Raw genomic sequence first — 13,124 nt, forward strand, 5'->3', positions numbered from 1 at the left:
TAGAAAGGTGAATAAAGGTGTTTAAATGAGTAAGAAGAAAGCTGAGAAGTCTGGTTATAAAAAGACTGGTTACTCCAAGATTGAAATTATATTGATGTTATTCCTACAAAGCATGAAAGCTGACGTAGAGGATTATTGCGATTTAGAAACAGTATCGGACGAACATACGTTTGTCACAAAAACTGGTGCAATGATTACGATCATCGAATACAAGGGGATTAAGAGTTTAATTAGTGGTGATGCATTCAGCCGTCAAATTGGTTTGATGACGAGCAACATGCGTAACTACTTCAAAGACCGTGGACATACGATTCATCTAGCGTTCAAAGTAGACCATGAGACGCCATACGCGATTCATGACTTGAATGCCATGCAAAAGGCGACCACGGCGCGTTGTGCGATGAATCTAGACATCATCATTGATGAAATGACAGAAACCATTTCAGGCGGTGTATTTAACGAAAGCTGTTATATCGCTTTAATCTCTGAGCCAACCTTACTATCGCCAATCGATAAGGCTCAAGACTCAAAAAACCGTAAAAAGCTACTGTCGCAAATTACAATGCCAAGTACGGTCAATGCTCAAGACATGCTTAAATCATCGGACAGCTTATACGTACACCATGAGTCTTTTGTCTCACAATTCTTAAACTCACTCTCAACTGAAGAATTTCCAGCAATCTATGAAGTATTGAATGTTGTTGAAGCTGGTCTAGCGATTAAAAAACAAATTGCCTCACATTCAACTTCAGATGACTTCACCTTGTCTGTGCCGATGCTGAATACACGCTTACCGATGCGTTGGAAAGAAATACCATCAGAACATGATGCGTCACACGTTTTGTATCAACCGATCTCAGAACAACTCATGACGAATGCGATCTTACCTGGTACAAGTCAAGGTTCATTCTATCCAGTGGGAAGTGTTATCACTGACGGCGTTGTATATGCGCCATTGATGGTAGATATATATCCAGCGAAGACGAATACGTTTGAAACGCTATTCCGCTTACTACACCAGGCCAAAACGCACGACACTAACGGTAACATCCGTTCTATCCCATATGCGGTGAGTTACTGTATTACTGGTGATGGTATGGCTGGAACCATGATGAAACGCACGTTATCAAGCGTTATTCACTTTATGACGGCACAAAACAAAGCCATTCGTAATGCTGGTAACATTTTGATGGCCACTAAAAATGACCTAGATCAAGTAGACACTGTTGCTGGTCTGCAAATGACCATGATGACATGGGCACCGAATACCGAAGATGGTGTAAACATTCTTGTAGGACGGCGCCAAAAGCTTTGGAAGAGTTTTGAAGCGTGGGGCGGTGCAAAAGTCATGGAACAGGCTGGCGATCCTATTTTGACTTGGGCATCACATATACCGGGCTTGATGGTACGTAATCACGCACCTATTTCACCAGCGCCGTTGTTTGATGTGTTCTACATGTTACCGCTGACACGTATTAACTCACCATTCCATAAAGGGCATCAGCTCAACAAAACCTTGGACGGTAAACTGATTATTCTTGATTCGTTCTCAAATGAAGTGACTGTATGGACGACTATTAACATTGGTAAACCGGGTACGGGTAAATCGGTCACAATGAACAAAGGCATGCTTGAGGACATCATGATGCCTGGTAACGAACGTATCCCGTTGACCTATATTGTCGATGTGGGTGAGTCAAGCCGTGGGTTAGTAGAAACAGTGCAAGATTCATTGCCTGAAGAGCTACGTCACTATGCCATCTATAAGCGTATTAAAAACTCAAAAGAAGAAGCGATTAATCCGCTTGAATTCAGTATGGGCTTACGCTACCCGTTGAACTACGAAATGCGTCAAATGACAGCGTTTTTAAGTTCATTGGTAACACCGCCTGAATTGAAAGGGCAACCAGCCAAAAACACTTCTGACGTTATTGGTGCGGTCCTACGCCGTACATTCTATTTTGCTGATGATACGAATGCTGATCATAAAGCACGTAAGTACATGCGCTTTGCAGATCCAGAACTAGATCGCATCATGGAAAAACACGGACTGATTGAGCCACATTCTGAACAAGGTAAGGATATTTCTTATTACGCTCTACGTGATCTTTTCCATTCATTGAATGAGATCCGTGGACGCACGTTGGCTCACCGTTACGCAATGCCGACTATTGGCGATATGATTGAAACACTTTCTGATTCATCAATTTTAGATGTTTGGAGTGATGTTCATATTGATAATGAACGAGCACTGGACTTTTTGGCGCATCAGATTATGGCTGCACAAAATACCTATCCAGCATTCTTCTATCACACCAACTTTGACATTGGTAACGCTCGTGTAGCTTCTATCGACTTAAACGAAGTTGCGACATCATCAGATCCTAAAACTACATCGCTATTCTTCCAGATTGTACGGATGTTCATTAAACGTAAGTTCGCCGTGAGCCGTGACGATATTCCAAAATTCCCACAAGCTTATCGTGAATATGCAACCCAACTGATTAATGAGCTTCTTGAAGACCGCAAAATTATGTCTTATGACGAATTGCACGTTGCGAAAGGCGATCCAATCCTATTAGAAGAATTGGCTGAAGACGCACGTACATTGCGTAAATGGGGTGCTCGTCTTAACTTGGCATCTCACAAAGTAGAAGACTTTAAAGACTTGGTGGGCTTTGCTACGGCGTATGTGATTGTCGATCCTGGTACACGCGAATCTCGTGAAGCTATTCGTGACAGCATCGGTCTAACTCAACTAGAAATGGATGCGCTTGGTTCAGGTAACATAGGTTTCTCAGATCAAGGCTTAACGTACTTCAGTAAAATTAAACTCGAAAAAATGGAATGTTCGGGCTTATATACCGTTTCACTTGGTCCAATCCTTTTATGGTCACTCAGTACACATCCCGATGAACGTGCGCTCCGTAACTACACGTATGACCTTATCGGTGAACGTGGTAAGGCGTTGAAGGTCCTTGCACAATTCTATCCAAAAGGTGCGAAGAATCAGATTAAGACACGGCGTACCATGATTGAGAAAAATGCCAAAAATAAAGGCACGGACTTTGATGAAAACAAAGCAACTGCTTCAGTGATTTCTACCATGGCACAAGAGATGGTTGTTGAATATCAACGCTATGAACTTGAGCAAAACATGAAGAAAAAATTACTGAACCAACGTAAGTCTGAAGCTGTTTCTTCTTAACTCCAATCAGCTATATAGATTTGCGTTAATTGGTATATACATTGAAGTGCTTGGATATGGGTAAGGTCGTTAAACAACGACTTTGCCTATTATCCTGAAGATAAAAGAGTAGGTCGCAAAGTATGGCTTCTACACAAAAATACGGCACACAAACAAAGTTCAGACCTAGTTCGCTTAAGCGTGATACACGATCAGGCTTAGAGAAAATCCATTTAAAACTTACAGCGCCAGACGGCGCTAATTATTTGGTTGGCGTTCTTGGTGCTATTGCAGTTATTTTGTTTGTTGTTCCGTTTGGCGGTGAGATATTTATAGGGATCGCGTATTACCTATTAAAACGCTACACACATCCGAATGATTACTTTTTTGAGTGGCCATTCCGTGCGCCGTTGCATTCAAACTCACTGGATGCGTCAACTGACATTACATCACGCGTAAAAGATGACGTACTGGACAATCCAAAAGCCTTTTTGGAATACGCACGTACCAATCGCGATAAGCTACAAGGTGAGGGTGTGACTTACCTTGGTCGTTGCCGTGAAACTGGTCTACCTGTTTATGCATCCAACTCCGATGACCGTACACATCAAATTGTGTTAGGTACTACGGGTTCGGGTAAAACAGAATACATGCTAGGTAACTGTGCCAACCAGTACGTACAAAACTCAGGTTATATCTTTGTAGACGCAAAAGGTGATACCAAAGCTCAACAAGACCACTATCGTTTATGTAACCGCTTTGGGCGTAATGAGGATCTATTAACGATCAACTTCATTACCTCAGGTCGTAACATGCTACGTGCACAAACCGACAAGATGACAAACTCAATGAACCAAATGAGCAACACCAGCTCAGGGATGTTGATTGAATTCTTGATCAACTTGCTTGATGACTCAGGCGGTGGCGGTGGTGACATGTGGAAAGGTCGTGCGATGGCCTTTATCGCTGCACTTACACGAGTTTTGGTCTATCTACGTGACAATGGCTTCATTCAGCTTTCACCAAAAGTATTCACGCAATACATGGAACTTGAAGCACTTGAAGAATTGGTATTTTGTCATAACGATAAATACGGGATTGACTTTGAACGTGTGGCTGAACAACTTCAAGGCTACCTCGTTTCATTACCTGGTTATTCAAGCAACCCTAAAAAGTTAAAGAAACAAGAAACCAAAACCCGTGAGCAACACGGTTATATCACCATGCAGTTAACCAAAGCGATTAACGACTTGACGTTTAACTACGGTCACATCTTTGGTGTAGAGCATGGCGGTGATATTGATATTTTTGACGTTGTACTTAACCGCCGTATCTTAACTGTGCCATTACCAGCTCTTGAGCGTTCACCAGACTCACTCAAAATGCTCGGAAAATTAATCATTGGCTCAATTAAACAAATGATGGCTGGTTCCCTTGGTAACAAAATGGAAGGTTTACGCCGTGCCATTATTGACGCACGACCAACCAACGCCACTACTTCATTTAAGCTATTTTTGGACGAATGGGGCTACATCGTTATTGTCGGTGCTTCGGTTTTACCAGCTCAGGCACGTTCGCTTAACTTCTCTATTACGTTCGGTGCTCAAACATTTGAAGATATTGAACGTGGATCTAAAGAGGAAGCAGCTGCTACATGGGGTAACACGACCGTTAAAGCCATTGGACGTACTACTTCGGGTGCTGAAAGTACAACATACAAATTGGTTGATGGTTTTGCTGGTGAAGAGTGGCAAGGTAAAGTTAACTCAATCAATATGTATCAAGGTCTAGTATTCAACCGTTCGGTACCACAAACAGAAGTCCAGTTCGCCAAAGAAAAACGTGTGACAATTGAACAAATTGCCGGACAGCACAACGGCGAATTTACCTTGCTCATATCAACTAAAGGGGAAGGTGGTAAAACTTCAGACGTTAAAATCGTATCAATGTTGGCGTTCTATGTGGCTGGTGATCAACCCAAGTACTTACGCTTAAATGACCTTTGCCCAATCTTCAATATCCAAAAATCTGAAATCTACGATCCTACTTTAAAAATTGAAGACTTCATTCATGAGATTGAGGAAAAACACACGCTACTGACAGACAACAATTCATCTGCCAATGTCACGGCGCTTGGTGATTTTGAGATCTGCAGAAAGCTCAATAACACCTTGTACGAAAACAACAACACGGTAAAAGACTTTACTCAAGATTTTGTACATCAGATTCTTGAAGCAAGACGTCTTGAATCCATCACACCTGAAGGGATGGCACCTGGTCAAAGAACAGTAATGTCTTCGTCCACGGCGAAAGGTGAAATCTCCAAAGAACAAAAACACCGTGAAAGTATTGTTTCAGCACAAAAAGAAGCAAACATTAAAGACCAGATTATTGAGAAGCGAAAACAGTTCCAGTACTTCGGTAAAGATTCTGACATTTCACCTCAAGTACAAGCTGGTGCTTACAACAATGCGGATCTTGATGCTGAATTTAATATCTATGGTGAACGTATAAGCGAACCTGAACAGGCTCAACAGGAAAGTGATGTTGAAACTGTGACTCGCGCCGTTATCACACCAATGAACCTAGACAGCTACTATGATGAATTGAAAGAGATCCTAACAGGATATGACTTAACCGTTGCGCCAATTACTGAATATCAGCTTGTTCAGATGCCACGCCATGTAAAACCTGAAGATCAGACACAATACATTGCGGAAAACAAAGCCAGTCTTGATCAAGCCATCTCACATAGCACTCAAAATGAAATGGAATTCGTAGAACAACAGTATGCAGCTAAGTTTGAAAAAGCTTTGATGAAAAACCCGTTCTCGCACGAATGCGTTACTTTTGAAAAATTGTTGGTGATACTTGGTTCAAAAGGTTCTTCAGCTTCATTACGATCAGGCATTACAATCAAAAAAAAGGATGACTAAACGCATCCATGTAGAAGACATAAGGCTGGTTATCCAGCCTTTAGTTTTTTTTGGGTGAGCTGTTTGTACTTAATACGCCTTAATTCATCACTCGGCATGTATTGGGCTATTTAATATTCGCTCTTATACGGCGTTTCATTGAATATGGCCAATAACAACAACTGCGACAGCGGAATGGCTTCAGGCACTATCATTTCGAGTAAGCGAAACTTTTCAGACGCATTCACATCAAATGCAACCAATAACGCCGTATATGGAATGTGGCGATCTGCAAGTGTAAATCGGGGTAAAAGGTTGGTCCTAGTGCTAACGTTTGAAAGTCATACATATTCAAGCAAGAGATAGCTTTAGGTACATTGGATAGGTCCACGGCGTAAGTTTCAATGTTTGAATACATATTGGCATCCAGTTTGGTTTTAACCCTAGTTTAGATGTATTTTAATATAATAACTTGGCTTTAACGTGCGTATTCTTAAACATAACTAAACCACTTCTTAAAACCTTGTTTTGTTTTAGGCTTAGTCGGTATATACCATTTCATAAAAAGTTTAATAAACTGTGTTTTACCCTTTACAATCCTTAATACATCAATTAAATTGCCCTTTAATTACATCCAATATACAGGATATAGGCAATGACTAAAGAACAGCTAAACGACTTACAAACACTTGGAATGACTGACTATAAAACACGTTTACACGTTAAAGGTGTGCGAATTGTTGAAGTGCAACAGTACTCAAAGTCTGTCGATAACAACGCCGTACAACCACTTGCCACTAATACCCCTCAACCGCAATTCTTAAATTAATTTTCCAAAAAAATACTTATAAGCACTTTCTGTATTAATATATCTTTATTAGTTTTAATAAAGCATTAATCAATGGAGTGCTTAAAATGTTAGACACTTTACTTTCGGTATTTTCACCAAAACATAAGCTTTATAAGAATCTCAAGCTAAAACCCTTTATTGATACCCGTTTAGTCAATTCTGACAGCATCGCCACGACCGATGTTTTCCCTTTTCATCAAATCAAAGATTCTCTTTGTATGACTGGTATATCTCCTACTAATTTTGTACCAGGCAAAAACATTGTTTTGAATCCACATGCCAAAGATAACGATTCCATCAGCTACCTTGGTCAAGATACGCAAAATCATAAGCCGTTCTACATCTCTCCCTTTGCTGAAGAATTGGCTGAAGTATTTAACCCGATTTTTTCAGAAACCATTCATCTTGAAACACCATGCTTACTTGACCTATCTGAAATTGGGGGCTTCTCAAATTCCAAGTCGGATTTAAGCCAGTACCGTAGCATTGATGATTTTGTAAAAAACGCATGCCCTGATTACATTAGTGATGTGAGTATGGAAAATTTAGAACGAATGTTGTTATGGCCAGAAATCCGTTTATTGAACTCTCCAGATACAACCACTGATCATTTTTTTATCTATGGCTGGAGTCCTAAGATTTTTGTTCAAAATGCTGGTGGATCACATCACATGGCTGCTGCACATTACTTGGCTAAGAAACTGAGCCAATGTGTGCCGATTCAAGGCAAAGTAAGTTTGAATCTAATCTCAAGTAAAGCACTTCAAAACTTTGATTCAAAATACGCTGCGTTCGCCGTTCCAGATGATGCATTGATTGATATGGGGAATGATTTATCAGAATCAGGGCTTGAATATCAGCTGGTGTTTTTCCGTGAACGTGAAGTTAATTTTATCTTCTTCAAAAAGAATGATCAGAATGCCCGTGTTATTTCGCTATTCAACAATCTGTATGCTTCATTGAATGGTGCATTAAAGTCAGCGGTTCAAGCGCAATTCAAAAATGAAGCACTACTCACCATCATGAGTGCTAACCTCTCTGATACATCAGAAGATCAATTCTTTAGCACACGACCTCACTTGGCTGAGATCTACAATCACGTTCAAAACGAAATTTGTTTGAGTGGTCCTAAACCGACTAGCCCGACAATCTAAGGGGTAGGGAATATGGATCACCAATCATCAACTACACCACATGCACTCATTCTCGGTCTGACACTTGAACAGGCCATTTCTGTTTTAGCAAAGAAACCCGTTGATGCTACCCACTACAACTATCTTGAAGATGACGAGTACAACACCTACGTCATGATGAAACCTGAGTGGACTAGCCTCAACAAACACGCCTACCTACATGTAGATGGCTTAACCCATGAGCGTAAATGGATGTTTATGCCGAATGCTTTAGGTGAGTACAACTTGATAGAGGGCTGTATTGACCTGTTTGAACTTAACCAGGCCATCGAACAGCAATATCTTGTGTTTGAACAATTCCTGAATAGCCACGGCACACCGTTCCGCAAAGTTGGTGAGAAGTTTTCTTTTGTCACACAACTGCTCTTTGATGCATGGGTGATAGATCCAGAACGTGCGATTCAAAAACTTCATGAGATGAAGGAAACAAAAATCTCATTACAAGTGCCTTTGCTTCATGGGGATAGTCAGCATGATTGATACGCAAAATACTTATGCAGTAGGTGATTACATTGTTCAGCGAAACATGAACAAATTGCTCTAGATCAACCGAATCACCACTCGCCATTTGTACGTGGACCTAATCAATCCGCACGGTTCCACTTTTTACGGATGCATCGCATATGCCAAGCGTACCATCCGTTTAGCCACTTCAACTGAAATTGAATTACGGACGGTGAATAACAATGAACATGAATGAAAACATTGCTTCAGAAATTGAAGCTCGTAGCGCTTTTGAAAATAAATACGGCGTGGTCGGTAGTCTGTTGGCCAGTGGCAATTATTCTTCTTGGGTGCATCAGGCGAAATGGGAAGCTTTTCGTGATGGTTGGATGCAAAGTGAAGTAGAAACAAAAAAATCTATCTATCAAATGCAAACACCAGCCATCAGCGATGACCAATTGGAAGTGGAAAAATTACTGCAGTTGCTCGATGACTTTTGGAATAAGAAATGGGGCGATTGGAAATCATCTGCAGATATGGTGGCGCAAGGTGAGGCAAATGCCTATGAACATGCGAGAGGATTGCTTGAAACGGCGATAAAACAAGATGAAGCCACATGCCAGTGGTTACGCAATCAATTGGCAACGATTCAAACTGAATTGGATGCTTTTATCACATTCGTTAATGAACACCTTGCTTACCATGAAAGTGATGGTCCAGATTTAATGTCGAAGATCCAGAAGCTCAAACATTTGATAAAGGTTAAACCATGATTACGGTTCAAATAGAGATGTGTGGCTTTGGGATTAAACGGCGTTGGGAGTTTGGAGATCCGCGCCGTGCGCCAATTACAGTTTTAGAAATGGGCTTCATTAAGGTTTGTAAAATGCGTGGTGATAGTAAACTGGTTGAGTTCATGAGGGGTTATGCAGACGACAAAGAATTCAACTGGCATCCCAAAGTACGCATTGCACGTAGAAAAGCAGAACGTAAAGCCTATTCGTACTATGACAACCACTACAAACAGCAGATTAGAGAACTTTTCGATCGCCAAAATGTAGACCGAAAAACAATATGAATTGGAACGCCAAAACAAAGCGTTATTGGCTGTTATTGAACTTAAAAAAGAACAATCGTAGGTATATACCATGACGGGAATTGAATATTTTCAGAAATATGGCTGGAGTCACGCCGTCCAGTCCGTTAGTCGAATTCCAAGTGAATACAACGAATATTCACCAGAACTCAAAACTGTTGTTGTAAACGGCAACTTTCGTTATGCGATGGCTGCGGAAATCAGCAAAAAGAAAACTGAAGTCTATGTCACTGAGCTCAAACAAATCATTGAGAGTGAAAAGCTACTAGAAGACTTCTTTAACTTGAATCTGGTTGGTATAGAAAAAGGCTTAAGTAATGCTAAGCGTGAAATGCAAGACATGGAAGAACAGGGGATTGTTGAATTCAACCATCGTTTTGATGACGACCTGACTTGCACCACGGAACGCATGAAACTTGCCATCGCTCAAATAGACCATCTTTATCAAAACAACATTACAAAAAGTGAGTAATGCCCATGTTAGAAATGTTCCAAAATCAAACTATGCGATATATCTCTATTGCCATTGGCGTGATTAGTATCTTTATATTCCTGTACCTACTTAAACTCGGTGAGGGGCTTGTCATTAGCCTTATGGTTGCTGTGTTCATATGTGGTTTGAGTTTACTCAAACTGAAAAACTACTATGAAAAAAATAACCCATACATCAGTGCAGAACACCTTGCTTGGCTGTATGGTGAATTGCAAGAATATGACCAGGATCTATTCACAACTGTTAGCAATCTGACCAAGAGTACTGGACGTTTAGAATTGAGCCAGCTTAAATCAATCCGTAACCGCTATGCTTCTTCCATGAACGAAACTCAACTACAAGCATTGGCCAGTGAACATACTGAAGAAAGCAAATATCGCTTAGACCAGTACAACTACTCAATTTATGTGATGGATGAAGTCATTAATCAATATTAATGGCTGTATGCAATCTCTATTAACATCGCCGTGTTATATATCTGCTATACGCGGTATCAAATGTATAAAGAGATATAAAACTATTGAAAGGTTTATAAAATGAACACAACTCTACCTATTCTTATTCATAGCGTTATTGGTGGTATTGGTGAACATCCAGATGCTAAAAAACGAAGCTTAGGATACGGCGCTATCATGCTGTATATACCGATTGAACATATGGTCGGTTCAGGTGTACTTAAGCTGATGATTGATGTGAATACACTGTCGATCTATGCGTCTGAAAATCCTAATTACCTAAAACAACCACATACCATCAATGAAGCTTCTCACTTGTGGAATGCATTGCGCTTTGACAGTGCTTCTAAAGCCAGCCGGAAGGTCATTCATGATAATGGGTATGTTGAGTGTTTGTTTTCCATTCCTATGAAGGTTCTTGAGCCATTTATGGATGCTGAATTGATTCAAAACGAATTAGGACTTCCATACATGGCCATCGATCAAACTGACAAGTCGAAATGCATGCCGATTTGGTATGATGATGTCAGTAAATCTACCAATCAATTTATTGATGGCAACTACAACGATTATCCTGGTGTGCAGGCATCTTAAATTTTTAAGAAAAGTTTTTAGCTTTGATGGTTTATTAATATATTTATATCGACCACATTGGCGATGATGAAGAGAACAGACTCAATATGGCCCGTTTAATGGGCCACATTTATTTTTATAGATTAGGGATGCCAACGGCGTGAAAACAAAAATCATTTTAAACATCATTTTGTGGACCTTAACCGTCCTAACTTGTTTTGCGTGGATTGCCTTTACGTTTATTCAACCAGTTGGCTACACCATGACTTTTCTTGTTATTTTAATCTTGATGACAGTAGTGCTCAGCTGGTGCTTGGCAACACCTTATATTAAGACCAAAGACCGAACCAAGCGACTAGACGAAAACTTTATGCTACTTATGCTCTCTGTTGCTGTTGTTCCATTCCTAATGTTTCTACTGTCATATGGTTTTATATGGTGTTTCAAAACGCTAGAAAAGAAACAGTTCAACCATGACCATATTGCTGCGATGCTACCGGGTAGCAACTTCAATCAACTACAAAAGTTTGCCAAGGAAAACTACAACGCGCCACTTGTGTTAGGTGACTTTAACGAAAGTTGGGCTTTAACTTCCTTAGATATACCGCAAGCTTCTCCAGCTTCATTAAGATCTAGTACAGGATATTGCCTGGTGAATATGTCTAAAACCAGCATGAACACCATGTATAAAGAAGCAAAAACCGATGTAAGCTACAACGATTGGGAAATGCTGATATTAGCGCACGAGTTATCTCACTGTTTAGATCGTGCGACCGATGTGCCTGGTGAACTTGGCCAGCCACTTAAAGCATTAAATTCAATTGCGCCGTCTGATCGGTCCAAAGTAAAGATGGATGATGTATCTACCTTTGTAACGGCTGAAAGTAGCGGTAAAACGCAACTATGGCGAGAATCTTATGCGGATCTGTTTGCGGTAGGTTTTATGTCACTTGATCCAAAATACGATACTGCAGCGTTAAGAGAAAGCCTGATTAAATTACGTGAAAAACGTAAGGCACTAGATCCAACCCATAATTCGGTGTGTTGGTTGCAGTATTCTAAGAGTCAGCCTTTCCCACAAAAAGGTTCGGATGTTTATTCTTGGGCAAATAACATCAGAATTAAAGCGCCGTGCGAGTTGAAATAACTTGTCTTCAGACAAATTAAAAGCCCGAATTTCGGGCTTTTTTTACACCAGCTAATTAACAATAAAAGCCAGGGCTTATAGTTGGTGCAGACATATCATCATAGATGCAATCTATACTGACTGCAGGTTTATCAATGTGGCTAAATAAGCTTGGATTGACCAATTGATTTGTTAGCTTAGATCTTTCCATACTAAAGCCAACCAGTTCAACTTCACAATCACACACGTAATGGAATTTTGCCTTACCGTGCAACACAAAAACATTAGGTGACTTCTCATACATCTTGAAGTACTCGGCTTGAGTTTGTGACAATGGAACCTCCAGCAACACAAAGCCATTTGGTACGACAAAAACTGCAGATCCATCTTTTACTGAGTAAACGATGGCTTGAACATCAGAAGCACGTTCAAAATCCACATTTTTTTTAATCATTTAGTTTACCTTTTTATATTGTAGCGAATGAACGTTGTAAAACAGATTGTAGATCTGCTTCATTTGTAATATTCGCCTCGAGCGCAGCGTTTCGTACATCAGCTAGGTTTAACCAATGGCGGTGCTCAGCTTTAGTTTTTTCAATTTTGTGTGGTGTTCTTGGGTATTCCCAACTCCAGTAATGCTTTTTATAAATCTCCTTATCTTTCACAAGATACGCCTGTATAGATTGACTATCCTCAGTAGTTGTATAGCCAACGCCAAAGTAAATATCTAAACCTTGCTTTAGTGCAGTTTGATAATCGGCTTCAAATTGAATAACAAGGGATTCAATACTA

The 13,124-nt window shown here is 40.3% G+C and carries 13 protein-coding genes; 11 read left to right on the forward strand and 2 right to left on the reverse strand.

The window, feature by feature from the left end; translation table 11 throughout:
• Positions 1-25: 25 nt before the first annotated feature.
• The 11 genes from Aba26S_RS16510 (at position 26) to Aba26S_RS16555 (ending at position 12,353) form a co-directional block, all read left to right on the forward strand.
• Complete coding sequence (locus tag Aba26S_RS16510; protein WP_043973557.1) at positions 26-3,208, forward strand: hypothetical protein; 3,183 nt, start codon at positions 26-28, stop codon at positions 3,206-3,208.
• 122 nt (positions 3,209-3,330) lie between these two features.
• Entirely contained in the window at positions 3,331-6,123 is a 2,793-nt protein-coding gene (locus Aba26S_RS16515) for a type IV secretion protein DotL (protein WP_043973559.1), read from the forward strand.
• A gap of 634 nt (positions 6,124-6,757) precedes the next feature.
• On the forward strand, positions 6,758-6,931 hold the full coding sequence (locus Aba26S_RS21185; RefSeq protein ID WP_164468444.1) for a hypothetical protein: 174 nt from the start codon (positions 6,758-6,760) through the stop codon (positions 6,929-6,931).
• Between the two features lie 86 nt (positions 6,932-7,017).
• The gene (locus Aba26S_RS16520; RefSeq protein WP_043041526.1) at positions 7,018-8,106 is read left to right on the forward strand and encodes a DUF6685 family protein; all 1,089 of its coding nucleotides are present in this window, start codon (positions 7,018-7,020) and stop codon (positions 8,104-8,106) included.
• Positions 8,107-8,118: 12 nt separating this feature from the next.
• Entirely contained in the window at positions 8,119-8,625 is a 507-nt protein-coding gene (locus Aba26S_RS16525; RefSeq protein ID WP_033917403.1) for a hypothetical protein, read from the forward strand.
• Positions 8,626-8,831: 206 nt separating this feature from the next.
• Positions 8,832-9,362: a hypothetical protein gene (locus tag Aba26S_RS16530; RefSeq protein ID WP_033917402.1), complete on the forward strand. Its 531-nt coding sequence runs from the start codon at positions 8,832-8,834 to the stop codon at positions 9,360-9,362.
• Positions 9,359-9,667: a hypothetical protein gene (locus Aba26S_RS16535; protein WP_252322560.1), complete on the forward strand. Its 309-nt coding sequence runs from the start codon at positions 9,359-9,361 to the stop codon at positions 9,665-9,667. Before Aba26S_RS16530 ends, Aba26S_RS16535 begins: the two co-directional genes overlap by 4 nt.
• Before the next feature lie 70 nt (positions 9,668-9,737).
• Positions 9,738-10,157, forward strand: a complete 420-nt coding sequence (locus Aba26S_RS16540; protein WP_033917401.1) for a hypothetical protein — start codon at positions 9,738-9,740, stop codon at positions 10,155-10,157.
• Between the two features lie 5 nt (positions 10,158-10,162).
• A complete protein-coding gene (locus Aba26S_RS16545) occupies positions 10,163-10,615 on the forward strand; it encodes a hypothetical protein (protein ID WP_043041543.1) in 453 nt (150 codons plus the stop codon).
• Positions 10,616-10,714: 99 nt separating this feature from the next.
• Positions 10,715-11,227, forward strand: coding sequence for a hypothetical protein (locus Aba26S_RS16550; RefSeq protein WP_043041524.1), 513 nt, complete (start codon positions 10,715-10,717; stop codon positions 11,225-11,227).
• Positions 11,228-11,366: 139 nt separating this feature from the next.
• Entirely contained in the window at positions 11,367-12,353 is a 987-nt protein-coding gene (locus Aba26S_RS16555; protein WP_043041522.1) for a hypothetical protein, read from the forward strand.
• A gap of 55 nt (positions 12,354-12,408) precedes the next feature.
• On the opposite strand, the gene Aba26S_RS16560 is transcribed toward Aba26S_RS16555, so the two are convergent.
• Together Aba26S_RS16560 and Aba26S_RS16565 are read right to left on the reverse strand one after the other, a co-directional pair.
• Positions 12,409-12,786, reverse strand: a complete 378-nt coding sequence (locus tag Aba26S_RS16560; protein WP_000592534.1) for a hypothetical protein — start codon at positions 12,784-12,786, stop codon at positions 12,409-12,411.
• Between the two features lie 13 nt (positions 12,787-12,799).
• Positions 12,800-13,120 carry a hypothetical protein gene (locus Aba26S_RS16565; RefSeq protein ID WP_043973563.1) on the reverse strand — a complete coding sequence of 107 codons (321 nt, stop codon included), beginning with the start codon at positions 13,118-13,120 and terminating at the stop codon, positions 12,800-12,802.
• Between the last annotated feature and the right edge of the window lie 4 nt (positions 13,121-13,124).

It is taken from the genome of Acinetobacter sp. NBRC 110496 (assembly GCF_000876115.1).
GTDB lineage: Bacteria > Pseudomonadota > Gammaproteobacteria > Pseudomonadales > Moraxellaceae > Acinetobacter.